This is a genomic window from Myxococcus sp. CA033 (assembly GCF_013336625.1).
GTDB lineage: Bacteria > Myxococcota > Myxococcia > Myxococcales > Myxococcaceae > Myxococcus > Myxococcus llanfairpwllgwyngyllgogerychwyrndrobwllllantysiliogogogochensis.
This window is the reverse complement of sequence record NZ_JABUMU010000008.1, coordinates 1-16013: the sequence shown is the minus strand read 5'-3', so window position 1 is coordinate 16013 and position 16013 is coordinate 1. Positions and strand designations below refer to the sequence as shown.

Here is a 16013-nt window from a genome sequence, read left to right as displayed (position 1 = left end):
ATAGGGATGGTCGTCGCGCTGCTCGTCTGCCTGAGCGAAGCTTCCCAAGCTCAAGCCGCTGCCTTGAATTCAGCGGCGTCGCGCGAACGCATCAGCGTGTCGCTGGCCGCCGATAAACGCGAGCTGGCGCTGACGCTGGCGAAGCAGGACTCGGTGCTGCGAAGGGACCTCGCCTCGCGTTTGAGTGGCGAGCACCTGGCGGTAGATTTGAAGCAATGGCTGAGCACGGTGTCGGCCCCCTCCTCTGTCACGGCCGTGGCGGGGCGAGCGGACCTGACCATCCGCCAGCGCAAGGGCCTGGAGCGCGAGCTCGACAGCCTGCTGCAGATTCGTCTCGCGAGTGCTTCCATGCTGCCGGCGCTGAAGCGTGGCGTTGAACCCCTCTATGCATACGAGCCGGATGGGAATGACTCCCAGTGGCGATTCATCGAGGCCTTCGACCGCCTTGGCGGCGTGCACCACCTTGACGTGCACCGCATGCCCGAACAGCCGGTGTTGGTGGTGGACATCGACTCGCGGAGAGACCTGGCCGCCGGCATCAAGCTGATGCGCGAGCGCCTCGTGGCTCTCGGCCAGCGTCCCATGCCGCTCCAGCCCGTCAGCGCGGCGGCGACCAGCACGCCGGTGACGATGCTTGACCGCATCTACCTGAACGACGACGAGGAGCCCTGGATCTCCGGTGACGCGGAGGTCTACGCCATCGTCAATGGAGTCGACCCCAGCCGCGACAAGCCGCAATTGGATATCGTCGACATGCCCTATCTGGACAAAGACGGTCGGACCTACTCGCCCAACCAGGTCCTGATCTTCTGGGACCGCTACCGCTGGGCGGCGGCGAACGTCGTCCTCATGGAGCACGACGACAACACCAACTATCAAGAGCTGGTGAGCCACCTGTTCACCATCGCGAGTCAAATCCTGACGGCCCTGGGCCATCCGGAGATCTCCGCCCTGGTGGCCCTGGGCAGCGGACTGGTGGATCGCATGCCCAGTGAATGGTTCAGCAACGACGACGACTACGTTGATTCGTACTACACCGTGGAGAAGAACCACTTCTACACCAACCATGGTGGAGCACGCGGCAACGCGGTGGTGTCTCTGAGACCGTATGAAATCGCGGGCCAGTAGCAGGACGTAGGCAACGAGAGGCGCTCTGGCGCCCGGAGGGGTCGAGGAAGAACGACTCGACCCCTCACCAGGAGACAGGCTCAGGGCCGGGTGCGGACTCCGTACGCCGCCAGCCCCTGCTCACAGAGTTCGAAGGCGTTGACGATGCTCTCGGTTGTCTCCGCGTGGCTCTTGCGCTTGCCGGGGGGCCCGCTTACGACGCCGTAGGCCAGTCGCGTCAGCACCCCGATGATGCTCGCCACCACGCGCGGAGTCGGGTCTCCCGCCGACGCACCCGTCTGCTCCGCGAGAATCTGCGCGAGCTGCTCCTCGGACTGGAGCGACATCTGGCGGATGCGGGTGTGCACGCTCGGGGTGCTCTGGATGACCTTGCGGAACGCGGCGCGACGCTCAGCGGGAAGCGCGTTCAGCCGCTCCGCGATGGCCAGCGTGTGCCGACGGACCACCGCGAGCACGGGTTCCTCGATGGAGCGCTCCCGCACCGCGCGGAGCAGCTCGGACTCGTGCTCCTCACGGCCGTTGAGGACCAGGTCTTCCTTCGTCGGGAAGTAGTTGAACACCGTCTTGTCCGACACGTTGGCCGCCGCCGCGATGTCCGCCACCGTCACCGCGTCGAAGCCGCGCTCCGCGAACAGCCGCGTGGCCACCTCCGCGAGCAGCCGCCGCGTCTCCAGCTTCTTGCGCTCTCGCAACCCCAGTTCACTCGACATCCGCCGGGGACCCTACCGCCGGGCCCGGGGCCCTGCAACGAACCTGGGCACAACTTACATTGACAGAAACTTTTCCGTCACTAGATATTCATCACACTCCAACCAGAGAAGGTCCGCATGAAAATCCTCGTCACGGGAGCCACGGGCTCCATTGGCAGTCAGGTCATTCAGCAGTTGCGTGCGCGCGACGCCTCGTTTCGGGCGTTCGTGCGGGACAGGAGCAAGGGGGAGTCGTTGGGAGGTGACTTCGTGGTGGGCGACTTCGATTCACCCGAGTCGCTCCGGGCCGCGCTCCAGGGCGTGGACCGGGTCCTGCTGAACGGCACGCCGAGCGAAGGACTGGTGCGACAGCACCGCGCGGTGATTGACGCGGCGAAGCAGGCGGGTGTCTCGCACGTCGTGCGCATCTCGACGCGAGGCGCGAGCACGACGACGGACTTCCTCGTCGGACGATGGCATGGGGAGGCGGATGCGTACCTGGAAGCCAGCGGGCTGGGCTGGACGGCGCTGCGTCCCACGTACTTCATGCAGAACCTGCTCCGGAATGCGGAGAGCATCCGAAACGGCGGGCGGTTCTTCGGCGCGTTCGGGACGGGTCGCATCGCGTTCATCGACAGTGGCGACATCGCGAGGAGCGCCGTGGCGCAGCTCACGCACGCGTCCCCTCACAGCGGAGCGCACTCGCTGACGGGGCCGGAGGCGCTCACGTTCGACGAGTTCGCCGCGAAGCTCTCGGCGCGGCTCGGCAAGCCCGTCGCCTACGTCGACCGTCCGGTCTCCGAGGTCATCGAGAACATGCGCGCGCAAGGGTTTCCGGAGGCCATGCTCGGCTCGTTCAAAGGCATGTTCGAGGCCTTCGCGAAGGGCGCGGCGTCGCAGCTCGCCACGGGCGTCAAGGACCTGACCGGGACGGAGCCGAGGACGCTCGATGCGTTCCTGGCGGACCACGCCGAGTCCTTTCGCTGAACCCACGCCGTCAAGGGTCCCCCATGATTCAACCCACTCAGAGCCTGCCTTCACGGGCGGGAACGTCGTCGTCTGTCCTCTCGCGGTTGCGTGTGCTGATGGTCGCCACCGGCTTCGTGGTCGTCCAGTGGCTCATCGTCGTCGGGCTGCTCGGCGTGCGACTCACCGTGCCCACGGGTCCCGGCGCCGTGGAACGAGAGCCCTTGTTGCTGGGCCCTGTCTTCTTCGCATCGCTCATCGCGGGCTTCAGCGCCTGGGGCCTGCTCACCCTGCTGGAGCGATTGTCCTCGCGAGGGTTGCGCATCTGGACGGGCATCAGCATCGCGGTCTTCGTGCTGACGCTGCCGTTCATGCCAGGGTTCTCGCTCGGGGAGCGACTGTTCCTGCTGGTGGAGCATGGCGGCATGTTCGCCATCATCGTGCTCGGAATGCGGCGCACCCGGGCCCGTCCGTAGCGAAGCGTCCGCGTGTCACCAGGTGACTGGCTCCGGGGACAGCGCCAGCGAGTCCACGCGGGCCATGAAGGAATCCACCTGCTCGCGGATGGGGAGCCCCGACAACGCCCCCAGCCGCATCGTGGCCAGCGCCGCCGTCGCGTGAGCGAAGCGCGCCGCGTCCGCGAGCGAGCGTCGCTCTCCCAGGGCAACACAGAGGGCGGCTGAGAACGCATCCCCCGCGCCCGTGGTGTCCACCCAGTCCACGGGCAGGTTCGGCAGCCAGAGTTCGCCCTCGGTGCCCAGGAGCAGGTTTCCCTCGGGGGCGGCCACCACGGCCGTCCCCACGCCCCGGCGCAACAGGTTCTCCGCGGCGCGGCGCGCGGAGTCTCGGTCCACCACCTCGAGCCCCGTCAGCACCTCCGCCTCCGCGTCGTTGAGGCGGATGATGTGAACCGCCTCCAGCAACTCTTCCGGGAGGGTGATGGGCGGTGCTGGATCCAGGACGACATGCATGCCGGCGGCGCGAGCGATGTGGACCGCCGCGATGACCGCGTCCAAGGGAACCTCCAGTTGGACGAGCAAGACATCCGAGCTGGTGATGCGGGCCTCGGCGGCAATCACGTCCGCGACAGCGAGCCGCCGGTTCGCCCCCTCGGCGGAGAGGCTCTGCCTGCGGCCGCTCTCATCCACCATCTCCAGCACGACGCCCGTGCTGAAGCCCGGGTCGCGTGACACGCCCCGGGTCTCCACTCCTTCACCTTCGAGTTGCTCCAGCAGGGCGAGCCCCCGGGCGTCCATGCCCACGCGGCCCACCAGCGTCGAGCGAGCACCCAGTCGGGCCGCGGCCACGGCGGCATTGGCGCCCTTTCCACCCAGGCTCTCCAGGAAGAGATGCCCCTCCACGTTCTCGCCCGCGCGCGGGAGCCGAGGCCCCTGGACCAGGAAGTCCGTGTTGATTCCACCGACCACGAGAATGTCGGCCTGTCGACGTGGCGCCATGACTGTCGTCCCCCTCCCCCACCCCCGCGTCCGATGCCCCGCCCAGACCCGGAGCACACCGGACACGGAACGACATCAAGCTAGGCATGCCCGGGAACCTCGGCCCCGTACGGCGGGCAACCACCCGTGCCACCGCCGCGCCGCCTTTTGATCGGAATGCCGCCCGGCCGAAACACCGCGCTCCGTCGAGGAGGCGAAGGAGCCAGAACCTCAGCGGCAATCTTGGGTGTGGGGCATCGCATCCCGCGGCGCCACGCATGAGGAGAGCAACATGAACACGACGAACATCGACCTGACGCAGGACTTCGACTGGAAGGCCGAGGTGCTTGAAGACCACGCCGCCAGGGCCACGAGCGACAAGGAACACGACGAGCGAACGTGGGCCCTGGCGAACCACCTGATCGAAACCAACGGCACCTACCCGAGTTGGGCGTTCGAGGAGGCGGAGCTCCGCATCAGGATTCAGCGGACGCTCTTGGTCGGCCTGGAACAGCGGCATCCGCCCCGGTCCTGAGGCCGTTCGAGCGCGAGAACAGCGGCGCCCCCTGGTGCAGGGGGCCCGCCTCGCCCCTCATCGGGAGGAACAGACTCACCCGCCGCACCCAGCGCGTCGCTGCTTCCCGGAAGCTCCAGCGCTCCCTCAACCCCCTGAAACTCCTGATACTTCCGCGCCCGGTCAGCGCCAGCGCGCGGCGCGGAGCGCATTGACACCCTGCGTTGCCACATGCTACCTACCGGTCGGTAGGTCGTAGATTTGAAAAACTTACAGTCCATCGAGACGAGGGACATGTGACGACGAGCGGACGGAAGCCGGATGAGGGCGAGCGCTACAAGGCCATCCTGGAGACGGCGGCGCGGCTCATCTGTGATCGCGGTTACGAAGGCACCTCGATGCAGGAGATCGCCGCCGCGTGCCGGATGACGAAGGCGGGGCTCTACCACCACATCCAGAACAAGGAGCAGCTGCTCTTCGCCATCATGAACTACGGGATGGACCTGTTCGAGGAGCAGGTCCTCTCGCGTGTTCAGGACATCGTCGACCCTGTGGATCGGCTGCGCGCGTGCATGCGCCACAACATCCTGCTGGTGACGCGCGGGTGGAGCAAGGAGGTCATCATCATCCTCCACGAGCACGCCACGCTCACCGGTGAGGCGCGCGCGTTCATCGACAACCGCAAGAAGCGCTACGTCGACTTCCTGGAGGAAGCCTTCTCGCAGGCCGCGCAGCAGGGGCGCATCCGTCCCGTCGACCCGACCATCGGAGCGTTCTCGTTCCTGGGCATGGTGCTGTGGGTCTACAAGTGGTTCAAGCCCGACGGGCGGCTGACGGACGAGCAGATCGCCGACGGCATGGTGGACCTCCTCTTCCCGCCCATCGTCGCCGCCGCGGTCGACGGCCAGCCCGGTGTCTCCTCGCTGCGCGTGGTGCCTCGCGCCGCCTCGGCCGCGGGCTCCGGCTCCGGAACGGAGGAGCCGTGAAGACCGCTCGCTGGTGTTCGCTGGAAGAAGCCGTCGCGTCGATTCCCGACGGCGCATCACTGGCCACGGGTGGCTTCATGCTCGGCCGCGCGCCCATGGCGCTGGTGATGGAGCTCATCGCCCAGGAGCGGCGCGGGCTGAGCCTCATCTCGCTGCCCAACCCGCTGCCCGCCGAGTTCCTCGTCGCGGGCGGCTGTCTGGCCCACCTGGACATCGCCTTCGGTGCGCTGAGCCTCGAGGGCCGCGTGCGGCCCATGCCCTGTATCAAGCGGGCGATTGAACAGAACACCCTCTCCTGGCGCGAGCACGACGGCTATCGAGTCGTCCAGCGGCTGCGCGCGGCCTCCATGGGGCTGCCCTTCATCCCCGCGCCGGACTCGGATGTCTCTGGCCTGGCGCAGGCGGAGCCGCCGCGCACCGTGGTGGACCCGTTCACCGGCCAGAGTGTCCCGGTGGAGCCGGCGTACTTCCCGGACGTCGCCCTCATCCACGCGCGAGCCGCCGACGAGCGCGGCAACCTCTTCATCGAGGACCCCACCACGGACCTGCTCGTCGCGGGCGCCGCGCGCCGGGTGATTGCCACGGTGGAGGAGCGTGTGAAGCGCCTGCCTCGCGCCACCATCCCCGGCTTCCAGGTGGACCGCATCGTCCTCGCGCAGGGAGGCGCGCTGCCCACCGGCTGCGCCGGACTGTACCCGCACGATGACGACATGCTGGCGCGCTACCTCGCGCTGGCGGAGACGGGCCGTGAGGCGGAGTTCCTCGCCTCGGTGAAGACGCGGAGGGCGGCATGAGCGCCACGGTCGACCCCACGCCGGCGGAGACGGTGGTCTCCCTGCTCGCGCTGCAAATCGAGAACGGCGCCGTGGTGGCCACCGGTGTCGCCTCGCCACTGGCCATCCTCGCCATCGCGGTGGCTCGCGCCACGCATGCGCCGGACCTGACGTATCTGGCCTGCGTCGGCTCGTTGGACCCGGACATCTCCACGCTGCTGCCCTCCTCCGAGGACCTGGGCTATCTGGAGGGACGCTCGGCGGAGATCACCATCCCCGACCTGTTCGACCACGCGCGGCGCGGGCGGGTGGATACCGTCTTCTTCGGCGCGGCCGAGGTGGATGCCATTGGCCGCACCAACATGACGGCCAGCGGGAGCCTGGAGCGCCCCCGGACGAAGTTCCCCGGTGTGGCGGGCGCGGCGACGCTGCGGCAGTGGGTGCATCGGCCCGTGTTGCTGGTGCCCCGGCAGTCGCGCCGAAACCTGGTGCCGGAAGTCCAGGTGGCGACGACGCAGGACCCGCGCCGCACCGTGCGCCTCATCTCGGACCTGGGTGTCTTCGAGCTGGGCGCTTCGGGCGCGAGACTGACGGCGCGTCACCCGTGGGCGACGGCGGAGGACATCGCCGAGCGCACGGGCTTCGAGTTCACCGTGGATGAGGCCCTCCCCGTCACCTCGCTGCCGGATGCGCGGACCATCGCCGCCATCCGCGCGTTGGACCCTCGCGGCTTCCGCGAGCAGCTGGTCGGTCGCTGACCCTCGACATCACTCGTTTCTGGAAATGCTCTCGGAGGTATGGAGATGAAGGCCGTCGTTCTGCGCAGTTTCGGTGAAGCGGGCAATCTCAAGATGGAGAACGTCCCGGTGCCCACCCCGGGCCGGGGCGAGGTGCTGCTGAAGGTGCACGCCTGTGGCGTCTGCTACCACGACGTCATCAACCGCCGAGGCAACCTGCCCCGCACCAGCGTCCCCGCGATTCTCGGCCACGAGGCCGCGGGCGAGGTCGTCGCGGTGGGCCCCGACACGCCGGGGTGGAAGACGGGCGACCGCGCGGCGACGCTCCAGCGGCTGTCGTGTGGCGAGTGCGCGCTGTGCCGCAGCGGGCGCAACAGCCTGTGCAAGACGGACAACCGCTTCTTCGGTGAGGAGCTGCCCGGCGGCTACTCGCAGTTCATGGTCGCCCCCGTCGCGGGCCTGGGCCGGGTCCCCTCGTCGCTGCCCTGGACGGAAGCGGCCACGGTCTGCTGCACCACGGGCACGGCCGTCCATACGCTGCGCACGCGAGGCAAGGTGCGCGCGGGCGAGACGGTGCTCATCACCGGCGCCAGCGGGGGCGTGGGCATGTCCGCCGTGCAGCTCGCGAAGCTGGACGGTGCGCGCGTCATCGCCGTCACTTCCGGCGAGGCGAAGGTGCAGCCGCTGCGCGAGGCGGGCGCGGACGAGGTCATCCTCTCGCGCGGGCTGGACTTCGCGTCGGAGGTGAGAAAGCGCACGAAAGGCGCGGGCGTTGACCTGGCGGTGGAGATCGTCGGCAGCGCCACGTTCGACCAGACGATGAAGGCGATGGCGCCGGGTGGCCGGGTCGTCGTCGTGGGCAACCTGGAGTCGGGCATGGTCCAGCTCAACCCGGGGCTCGTCATCGTGAAGGAGCTGGAGATCATCGGCGCCTACGCCACGAACCAGGCGGAGCTGGACGAGGCGCTGCGACTGACGGCCACCGGAGGCGTGCGGCAGTTCGTCACGGACACGGTGCCGCTCGCGGAGGCGGCGCGGGCGCACTTCCGGCTGGAGAACCGCGAGGTCGCGGGCCGGCTGGTGTTGGTGCCGCCCGAGGCTTGAGCGGACGAGTCAGCGAACCGAGGTTTGAGGCACGAATTGGAAGCGAGGAGTCCCATGAAGAAACGGGTTGGAATCGAAGCGCTGGCGGTGGCTGTGCCGTCCCGATACGTGGACATCGAGGACCTGGCGCGCGCGCGTGGGGTGGACCCGGCGAAGTTCACCGCGGGCCTGGGCGCCAAGGAGATGGCTGTCACGGACCCGGGCGAGGACACGGTGTCCCTGGCCGCCACGGCGGCGGCGCGGCTCATCCAGCAGCAGGGTGTGGACCCGTCCCGCATCGGCATGCTGGTGGTGGGCACGGAGACGGGCATCGACCACTCGAAGCCGGTGGCGTCGCACGTCCAGGGCCTGCTGAAGCTGCCGCGCACCATGCGCACCTATGACACGCAGCACGCGTGTTACGGCGGGACCGCGGGCCTCATGGCCGCGACGGAGTGGATTGCCTCCGGCGCGGGCGCGGGCAAGGTGGCCATCGTCGTGTGCTCGGACATCGCGCGCTACGGCCTGAACACGGCGGGAGAGCCGACCCAGGGCGGCGGCGCGGTGGCGCTGCTCGTCTCGGAGCAGCCGGACCTGCTCGCGCTGGACGTGGGCCTCAACGGCACATGCACCATGGACGTCTACGACTTCTGGCGGCCCATCGGTCGACGGGAGGCGCTGGTGGACGGGCACTACTCCATCAACTGCTACCTGGAGGCGCTGTCGGGCGCCTATCGCGGCTGGCGCGAGAAGGCGCTGGAGCACGGGCTGGTGCGCTGGTCGGGCACGCTTCCCGGCGAGCAGCTCGCGCGCATCGCCTACCACGTCCCCTTCTGCAAGATGGCGCGCAAGGCGCACACCCAGCTTCGCCTCTGTGACCTGGAGGACGCGGTGGGTCCGGGGCCCGGCACGCCGGAGGCTCGCGAGGAGGTGGCGAAGTCGGCGGCCAGCTACGACGCACAGGTGGCCTCGTCGCTCGGGCTCAACTCGCGCATCGGCAACGTGTACACGGCGTCGTTGTACCTGGCGCTGGCGGGCCTGCTGCATCGCGAGGGCGCGCAGCTCGCGTCGCAGCGCATCGGCCTGCTGTCCTACGGCAGCGGCTGCATGGCGGAGTTCTTCTCCGGCGTCGTCGGGGAGAAGGCGGCGGAGCGGATGGCACGCGCGGACCTGGACGGCGTGCTGGCCCGGCGCGAGCGCGTCTCCATCGAAGAGTACGAGCGGCTGATGAAGCTGCCCTCTGACGCTCCCGAGGCCAAGGCCCCGGCGCCCGGTGCGTTCCGCCTCGCGGAGATTCGCGACCACAAGCGCCTGTATGTCGAGGGCGGCGCGGCCTGACCGTCGTCCCCTGAAGGCCGCCCCGAGGACACCTTGGGGCGGCCCGTCGATGCCTCGCTCGACGCAGGCATCACCCTGTTCGACACCTCCGACTCGTATGGCGCCTCGGAGGAACTGCTCGGAGAAGCCCTGGGCACCCGCCGCCGGGACATCATCCTGGCCACCAAGTTCGGCAGCGACCTGAATGGTGCGAACTGGGGCGCGCGCGGCTCGCGCCGCTACATCCGTCGCGCCATCGAGCGCTCCCTGCGAAGCCTACGCACGGACTGGATTGACCTCTACCAACTGCACTGGGCCGAGCCCGAGACGCCCCTCGAGGAGACGCTGAGCGCGGTCGCAGCAGCGTGAGGTAGGCCCGGCCCCCCGGGCGGTGCGGGTCATTCTTGCTTGGCGGAATGTCAGTATTTTCTGGTATTGCATGACTGAGCCCGAACTGTTGCGGGCCGCTCGCTGGGGGGACACTCCATGTTGCTTCGCTGGGCGGCGCCGCTGTTCTTGCTCGCGGCCATCACCGGTTGCACGACGAGTCGAGTCGTGCGGCTGGATACCGGACACGACTCCTTCGTCGTCACTCCTCGCGAGGAACCAAGCGCGGAAGTGGGGGCGGCCGAACTCGAAGACGACGAATTCGAGGAGGCCATCGCGGAACTGGCTCGGGACGTGCGCCCGTTCCCCAGCCCCCTACAAGAAGCCCGAGACTTCTTCGGCGTGCCGTCGCGCAGCGGGGTTTACCGATACGAGAGCCGCCCCCCGCGCCTCACCCCCCAGCGTCGAGAGGACGCGGACGGCCCCCACCTGCTGGAGTCCTACGCGGATGACGAGCTGACGCGCAGCTACGGCCAGTGGTGCAAGCGGAAGGACCAACCTGGGGACTGCTTGCGGCTGCTGGAGGAGGGCCCCCTGCTCGCCAGCGACGGCAAGTACACGTTGGCCTTGGCCATCGCGATGGATTCAGTGTGGGAAGAGACGGCGGAGGCCCTTGAGGACATAGCGGACCCCGGCGCGGTCATGGCCACAATCACGGCCGCTGCGACGATGTACCTGCTGCTCTGGGCGCTCCCCGAGCCAGTGAGCAAGGGAGCGGCCGCCACCCTGACCGCCATCGCCATTGCATACCTGGGTGTGGACACGGTGTGGCGCCTGCTCGACGGGTGGTTGACCCTGGTCCGCGAAGTGGACCGGGCCACGACTTTCGCGAAGCTCAGTGCGTCGGGTGAGGCATACGGCGAAGTCCTCGGAGAGAATGCGGCGCGCGTCTTCGTGATGCTCGCCACGGCCGCTATCGGCAGCACCGCCGGGTTGGCCGCGAAGGCCGCGACACTGCCGGGTTCCGCGCAGGCTGCGGTTGCCGTGGAGTCTCAGGCAGGCTTCCAGTACGCCGCGGTGGGGAGTGTGCAGTCGGTCGCGGTGGCGGCTGAAGGCTTCACCATCGCGCTCGCCCCCAACGCCCTGGCCATGGCGAGTCAGGGGATGCGCAACAAAGGAAAGCGCCACCACATCGCCACGAACAAAAACGACGTCTCCCCGGCGCGCGGCGGGCCTTGGACACCGAGGTTTGAGGAACTGTTCAAGAGGGCTGGGATGGAGCTGAAGGACACCGAGAACATCGTTGAAATCGTCGGACACAAGGGGCCGCATCCGGAGCGATATCACGTGATAATCCGTGATCGGCTCAGGGATGCGCTAGGCGGGTGCCGAAAGGTTGCGGATTGCCGAAAGGCCTTGACACTTGAACTCCAGAAGCTGGCCAAAGAGGTACAAACGAAGGGAACGGAACTCCACAGGCTTGTGACTCTGGGGAAGTGATGTATTGAGGAACCTCACCATGCAACATCGCGTTCGCTACTTCCGACTCAGTGAGAGTGTTCAAGCCGGGAATTGGTACCTGGGAGACCCCTTCGACGGGCAGGGCCAGGAGTTGGAAGACATTTGGGAGTTCACTGAGGGACGGCCCGTTCAGACGGAGGGCCGCCTGACGCTCCCCATTATCGAGCCTGGAAGACGGCTGGACTTCAACACGGCAGGCGCCGGCGTGACGCCCATTGTTCACGTCAGGGTGGCTTCAATGTTCGCGGAACTGGCCCCCGATGATGTGCAACTAATCCCAGTCGACATCAAAGGCTACCCAGAGCAGTACGTCATGCTCGTGGCCACGAAGCTCGTTCGCTGCATTGACGACAAGGCATCAAAAGAAGTGCAGTATTGGATGCCCGAAGATGAGCGACCCGAGAAGGTTGGCCACTTCAGGGGCGTAATCGACATGCGGATTGACCATGCGAAGGTGGGAGCCGCCAAGGTGTTCCGCACCTGGGGATGGTCGGTCGCGCTCATCGTCTCGGAGGACATCAAAGTGGCCCTGGAGGGCGCGAAGGTCACGGGAGCAAAATTCGAGGAAGTCTAGAGCGCGCGTTGGAGTTGCTGCCGTGGGCCCGCTGGACTGGCATAGGCTGCGGGCCGATGAAACTCACCCGGCTCCGTGTCACCGGCTTCCGCTCGCTTCGAGCCCTGGACCTGCGTCCCCGGGCCTTGTGCGTGCTGGTGGACTCCGAGGAGACAGCCACCCGGGATTTCGCCGCGCTGCTCGCGCTGCTCCGGGCGCTTTCGGAAGGACGACTGCAAGCGTACCTGCGCGACTCCGGCGTGCTCGCGGGGCCCGAGGCGACGCAGCCTGTCAGGCTGGAGCTGAGCTTCTTTGACGACCACTATGGCGTGGAGCTCCAGCCCCAACCTGGTGGCGAGTGGCACGTGACGAGGGAGTCGGTGGACCTCAACGTGGGGCTGTCAGCCCTCCTCGTCGACCCTGCCCTCGATGCGCCCTGCGCGGAGGCCTCGCTGCCCGAGCTCGCGCCCCGGGAGCCCTCATGGTCGACTCCCAAAGGGGCCACTCAGGACGAAAAGGAAAGCTGGTACGTGGGCAACGTGCTGGAGAGCTGGCTGTGGTGGCTGCGATGCTTCCTGCGCGGCATCCAGCTCGACGACGCCGCGCCTCTCGAAGCGCTGACGCTTCGCTTCTTCGTGGAGCCCTCACGCGACCCGCCTCCGAATGCCATCTGGGAGCAGGCCCAGGTCGCGCACTCCGCCTCGCGCCTGTCCCAGGTGGTGCTCTGCACTCCGTCGGAGTCGCTGGCGGAGACCTTCGACCTCCGCGACGTCATCCGCGTGGACACGCGAGAAGGCGTGGCCCACTTCACGCCCCTCGCTGTGCCCGAGGACACCTGAATCACGGCACGGAGAGGTCCTTCGCTCAGGGCGTGAAGCGCCAGACTCGCAACGAGGCGTCCCGTCCGCCGGTGGTGACCAGACTCCCATCGGGCCTCCAGGACACGGCCGAAACGTTGTTGTCATGGAAGCCGATGACAGTGGCTGGCAGCGTGGGCGCGCTCGCGTCCCACACGAAGACCTGACCGCCGAGCCCACCTCCCGCGACACGGCGGCCATCCGCGCTCCAGGCGAGCGCCTCCGGAGAGAATGCGAACGGCGTCTCCGCGAGCAGCTTCCCCGTCGCGACCTCGCGCACGGACAGGCCCGGCCTTCCACCGAAGGCGAGCTTCGTTCCATCCGGGCTCAGGGCCGCGGCCAGCGGCGCGATGTCCACGCCGGGCGCCACCGACGTGATGGCCTGGGTCCTCGGGTCCCAGAAATCCCAGCTCATGCCGGCGTAGGCGACCACGAGCGTGCCCTCCGGAGTCCATGCGAGCGACAACACCTGCCGCGAGCCATCCGGGAAGCGGAACAGCTCCGCGCCATTGCTCACCTGGTGGATCCGGATGACACCGCGCTCGGAGGCGACCACGGTGCCCCCCAGGACGCTCGCCACCCGCGTCCCATCGGGGCTCGGCGCGACCATTTCCAACCCCAGGGATGATGTCGGCTCCCGCCGGATGGGGAGCTGCGCGAGCGTCCCGTCGTCCGCGCGCCAGACATTGATGACGCCATCGTCTCCGCCCGTGAACAGCCGCGTCCCGTCGGTGTTCCACGCCAGCGCTCGCACTCCCAGCCCACCATGGCCGGACAAGGTCCGCACCGGGTCGCCCACGCGGTCCCAGAGGCGCACCTCTCCCTCGTCGCCACTGGAAGCCAGCACCTCACCCGTCGGGCTCCAGGCCGCCGCCTCGACGGTGTAGTGGTGCGACAGGACCTCGCGCCGGGACCAGGTCCCAGCGCCGGAGTCCACGGTGAAGACATCGAGGACCGGCGGCAGGTCATCCACCACGAGGAACTGGGGCTTCGTCGGATGGAAGCGAAACGCGTCGTAGCCCATCAACGTCCCTGGCAGAGGCGGCTGGCTGGCCTCGACGACGAGGGCGCCCGTGCCCGCGTCGAGGACGAACAACGCGCGCGCGGCCCCCGCGACACCGAGCCAGCGTCCATCCGCGCTCCAATCCACCTCGGACGCCAGGTCCCACGCGCGCTCATACGTGGCCTCCACGCGATAGCCGTCGGTGGCGTACACCTTCACCTCGCCCTGCAAGCCCACCAGGAAGCGCGTGCCGTCCGGGCTCCATGCGAAGCCCGCCACACCCGTCAGCAGCTCCTCGGGACCCTGGGTGCCCACGACGTGGAACTCGACCCACCGCGAGAAGCCTCCGCCCTGTCCCGCCAGCATCGCGAGGCGCGAACCGTCGGGGCTCCATGACAGTCGACGCACCTTGTCCACGGCCACCAGCATCTCGCCCGCGCGCTCTCCGGTGGTGGGGTTCCAGAAGTGGACCTCCTTGCTGGCGTCCGTCGCGCTGGCCAGCCGCGTGCCATCCGGGCTCCACGCCAGTGTCCGCACGCTGCCGGCCTGCACGGGCCACTGATTCAGCATCCGGCCCGCCGCCACATCCAGGACCGACACGCGGCCCGTCGACATTCCGACGGCCACGACCGCGCCACCGCCGGGCTTCCAGGCCACCGTGGTGAAGCGAGCGGGAGGCACGGGCGCCATCAGCCGCGTCACGCGCCCGCTCGTCGCATCCCAGATGCGCAGCAGGCCATCCCCCGAGACGCTCCCATCCACCGCGGCGAGCAACGTGCCATCCGGGCTCCACTCCGGTGACGTCGGCAGGCGCGCGCCCGTGCGCTGCCAGGAGAGCGCCGTGTCGAGGACCGGCGCGAAGCGCACCGTGAAGACCTTGTCGGCGTCGAACAGCAGCTCACAGCGCCCGAGCGTGCCCTCACACGCGGAGGTCCCCACCAACTGCCAGCCCGACGCGGGAACCACGTCCAGGGTGACCCGAGTGCCGGCGGGGTGCCGCACACCACAGGTGCCGGGGCAGTCGATGCCCGAGGGAGTGCTCGTCACCCGTCCCTGCCCCACGACCTCCACCTGGAGCCCCCATGCCCCATCGGGCTGCACACCCTGGATGATGAAGGTGAGCTGGGGCGACCACGCCCCCTCGTTGCCAGCCGAGTCCACCGCGCGGCACCGCGCCTGGAAGGTGCCTTCTTGCGTGAAGGGGATGTCCACGCCGGACATCGTCCCGCTATCGACCTCCGGAGACTGGGGAATCGTTCCGCCCGCGCCCCAATCGAAGACATAGGTCAGCGAGTCTCCGTCCGGATCCGCGGCCGTGCAGCGGAAGCGCACGGGCACACCGGGCTCCACCAGTGCATCCTCTATCTGGATGCGGGCCACCCCGGGCGCTCGTGACGAGGGCTTGGGTGGATCCTCCTTGGAGGAACACGCTCCGAGCACACAGGCCAGCGCCAGTCCGACAGACAGGGATGAGAGAGAGACGATGCGCAGGGACACAAGACGCGAAGTCATGGGCATTCTCCCGCGCGTCCCGGCCCCCCAGATGCGCGTGAGGCCCTTCCCTAGCCCTCCTCCCAGGCGGTGTCAAAGCCTGTCGGCGATGCGCGCTGAGAAGCATTCCCCACGAAACCATCGCAAGCAGCGGCACGAGAAGATTCCCGCGCCCACCGCGTCGCGACTGTCATTGCGTCGCCTCCTGGTCCCACTCAGGCCACCCGGGAGCCTCCCGCCCCCTGGAAGTAGTCGGCGAGCTTGCCGCTGTTCGCGGCCGCGGTGGGACTGCTCGCCGCCACGCCGGGCTTGGCTCCCGTGACGACCTCCACGGCCTTCTTGAAGATGAGCGGGAGCGCGGCGCCGAGGACCAGGTACTGGCGCGCGGGAATACTGCCGTCCCCCGCGAACCACGCCCACACCGCCACGCCGGAGCCGACAATCATCAGGCCCGTGATGACCCAGTAGGGAATGGACCGCATGAGCGCCTTGTAGCGCCCCGTCCCTAAACCGGAGTTCGTGATTCTCGATCAGGCCGGAGGGCGGGCGGGCGTGAAGTGAGCGGGAAGAGGGAGCAGGGGCACCTCTCGTTCGGCTCTGTGTGCGCAGAAGACCTGAGAGCGAGAAGGCCC

At 68.4% G+C, this 16013-nt stretch carries 17 protein-coding genes; 13 read left to right on the top strand and 4 right to left on the bottom strand.

Going from position 1 to position 16013, the window contains the following annotated elements; genetic code table 11:
• Positions 1-63 precede the first annotated feature (63 nt).
• A complete protein-coding gene (locus tag HUA78_RS20795; RefSeq protein ID WP_254623816.1) occupies positions 64-1128 on the top strand; it encodes a DUF3103 domain-containing protein in 1065 nt (354 codons plus the stop codon).
• Positions 1129-1208: 80 nt separating this feature from the next.
• Here HUA78_RS20795 and HUA78_RS20790 read toward each other — a convergent pair whose 3' ends face one another.
• On the bottom strand, positions 1209-1838 hold the full coding sequence (locus HUA78_RS20790; RefSeq protein ID WP_174476987.1) for a TetR family transcriptional regulator: 630 nt from the start codon (positions 1836-1838) through the stop codon (positions 1209-1211).
• A 117-nt stretch (positions 1839-1955) separates the two neighbouring features.
• Here HUA78_RS20790 and HUA78_RS20785 point away from each other — a divergent pair, with 117 nt between their 5' ends.
• On the top strand, positions 1956-2804 hold the full coding sequence (locus HUA78_RS20785; protein WP_174465451.1) for an SDR family oxidoreductase: 849 nt from the start codon (positions 1956-1958) through the stop codon (positions 2802-2804).
• Positions 2805-2827: 23 nt separating this feature from the next.
• Complete coding sequence (locus tag HUA78_RS20780) at positions 2828-3259, top strand: DUF6069 family protein (RefSeq protein ID WP_174476986.1); 432 nt, start codon at positions 2828-2830, stop codon at positions 3257-3259.
• Between the two features lie 15 nt (positions 3260-3274).
• On the opposite strand, the gene HUA78_RS20775 is transcribed toward HUA78_RS20780, so the two are convergent.
• A complete protein-coding gene (locus tag HUA78_RS20775) occupies positions 3275-4240 on the bottom strand; it encodes a ribokinase (RefSeq protein ID WP_174456755.1) in 966 nt (321 codons plus the stop codon).
• A gap of 271 nt (positions 4241-4511) precedes the next feature.
• Here HUA78_RS20775 and HUA78_RS20770 point away from each other — a divergent pair, with 271 nt between their 5' ends.
• The 10 genes from HUA78_RS20770 (at position 4512) to HUA78_RS20725 (ending at position 12869) form a co-directional block, all read left to right on the top strand.
• Positions 4512-4754, top strand: coding sequence for a hypothetical protein (locus HUA78_RS20770; protein ID WP_174476985.1), 243 nt, complete (start codon positions 4512-4514; stop codon positions 4752-4754).
• Positions 4755-5029: 275 nt separating this feature from the next.
• Entirely contained in the window at positions 5030-5719 is a 690-nt protein-coding gene (locus HUA78_RS20765) for a TetR family transcriptional regulator (RefSeq protein WP_174456757.1), read from the top strand.
• Positions 5716-6513 carry a CoA transferase subunit A gene (locus HUA78_RS20760; protein WP_141647024.1) on the top strand — a complete coding sequence of 266 codons (798 nt, stop codon included), beginning with the start codon at positions 5716-5718 and terminating at the stop codon, positions 6511-6513. Before HUA78_RS20765 ends, HUA78_RS20760 begins: the two co-directional genes overlap by 4 nt.
• The gene (locus HUA78_RS20755) at positions 6510-7250 is read left to right on the top strand and encodes a CoA-transferase subunit beta (protein WP_174476984.1); all 741 of its coding nucleotides are present in this window, start codon (positions 6510-6512) and stop codon (positions 7248-7250) included. The genes HUA78_RS20760 and HUA78_RS20755 overlap by 4 nt, the downstream gene beginning before the upstream one ends.
• 45 nt (positions 7251-7295) lie before the next feature.
• Positions 7296-8333, top strand: a complete 1038-nt coding sequence (locus tag HUA78_RS20750; protein ID WP_141647022.1) for an alcohol dehydrogenase catalytic domain-containing protein — start codon at positions 7296-7298, stop codon at positions 8331-8333.
• Between the two features lie 54 nt (positions 8334-8387).
• Positions 8388-9650, top strand: coding sequence for a hydroxymethylglutaryl-CoA synthase family protein (locus tag HUA78_RS20745; protein WP_141647021.1), 1263 nt, complete (start codon positions 8388-8390; stop codon positions 9648-9650).
• A gap of 33 nt (positions 9651-9683) precedes the next feature.
• A complete protein-coding gene (locus tag HUA78_RS20740; RefSeq protein ID WP_174456760.1) occupies positions 9684-9998 on the top strand; it encodes an aldo/keto reductase in 315 nt (104 codons plus the stop codon).
• A gap of 117 nt (positions 9999-10115) precedes the next feature.
• Positions 10116-11456 (top strand): AHH domain-containing protein, encoded by a 1341-nt coding sequence (locus HUA78_RS20735; RefSeq protein WP_174462465.1) that lies wholly within the window; start codon positions 10116-10118, stop codon positions 11454-11456.
• A gap of 19 nt (positions 11457-11475) precedes the next feature.
• The gene (locus tag HUA78_RS20730) at positions 11476-12051 is read left to right on the top strand and encodes an imm11 family protein (protein ID WP_174456762.1); all 576 of its coding nucleotides are present in this window, start codon (positions 11476-11478) and stop codon (positions 12049-12051) included.
• Between the two features lie 56 nt (positions 12052-12107).
• Positions 12108-12869 carry a hypothetical protein gene (locus HUA78_RS20725; RefSeq protein WP_174476983.1) on the top strand — a complete coding sequence of 254 codons (762 nt, stop codon included), beginning with the start codon at positions 12108-12110 and terminating at the stop codon, positions 12867-12869.
• 25 nt (positions 12870-12894) lie between these two features.
• On the opposite strand, the gene HUA78_RS20720 is transcribed toward HUA78_RS20725, so the two are convergent.
• A complete protein-coding gene (locus HUA78_RS20720; protein ID WP_174476982.1) occupies positions 12895-15402 on the bottom strand; it encodes a WD40 repeat domain-containing protein in 2508 nt (835 codons plus the stop codon).
• Positions 15403-15596: 194 nt separating this feature from the next.
• Positions 15597-15863 (bottom strand): hypothetical protein, encoded by a 267-nt coding sequence (locus HUA78_RS20715; protein ID WP_174476981.1) that lies wholly within the window; start codon positions 15861-15863, stop codon positions 15597-15599.
• Between the last annotated feature and the right edge of the window lie 150 nt (positions 15864-16013).

Coding starts and splice junctions, on each gene's coding strand:
- HUA78_RS20725 (WP_174476983.1), top strand. CDS start 12,108: ATGAAACTCACCCGGCTCCGTGTCACCGGCTTCCGCTCGCTTCGAGCC.
- HUA78_RS20745 (WP_141647021.1), top strand. CDS start 8,388: ATGAAGAAACGGGTTGGAATCGAAGCGCTGGCGGTGGCTGTGCCGTCC.
- HUA78_RS20770 (WP_174476985.1), top strand. CDS start 4,512: ATGAACACGACGAACATCGACCTGACGCAGGACTTCGACTGGAAGGCC.
- HUA78_RS20730 (WP_174456762.1), top strand. CDS start 11,476: ATGCAACATCGCGTTCGCTACTTCCGACTCAGTGAGAGTGTTCAAGCC.
- HUA78_RS20785 (WP_174465451.1), top strand. CDS start 1,956: ATGAAAATCCTCGTCACGGGAGCCACGGGCTCCATTGGCAGTCAGGTC.
- HUA78_RS20780 (WP_174476986.1), top strand. CDS start 2,828: ATGATTCAACCCACTCAGAGCCTGCCTTCACGGGCGGGAACGTCGTCG.
- HUA78_RS20750 (WP_141647022.1), top strand. CDS start 7,296: ATGAAGGCCGTCGTTCTGCGCAGTTTCGGTGAAGCGGGCAATCTCAAG.
- HUA78_RS20720 (WP_174476982.1), bottom strand. CDS start 15,402: ATGACTTCGCGTCTTGTGTCCCTGCGCATCGTCTCTCTCTCATCCCTG.
- HUA78_RS20735 (WP_174462465.1), top strand. CDS start 10,116: ATGTTGCTTCGCTGGGCGGCGCCGCTGTTCTTGCTCGCGGCCATCACC.
- HUA78_RS20790 (WP_174476987.1), bottom strand. CDS start 1,838: ATGTCGAGTGAACTGGGGTTGCGAGAGCGCAAGAAGCTGGAGACGCGG.
- HUA78_RS20715 (WP_174476981.1), bottom strand. CDS start 15,863: ATGCGGTCCATTCCCTACTGGGTCATCACGGGCCTGATGATTGTCGGC.
- HUA78_RS20755 (WP_174476984.1), top strand. CDS start 6,510: ATGAGCGCCACGGTCGACCCCACGCCGGCGGAGACGGTGGTCTCCCTG.
- HUA78_RS20775 (WP_174456755.1), bottom strand. CDS start 4,240: ATGGCGCCACGTCGACAGGCCGACATTCTCGTGGTCGGTGGAATCAAC.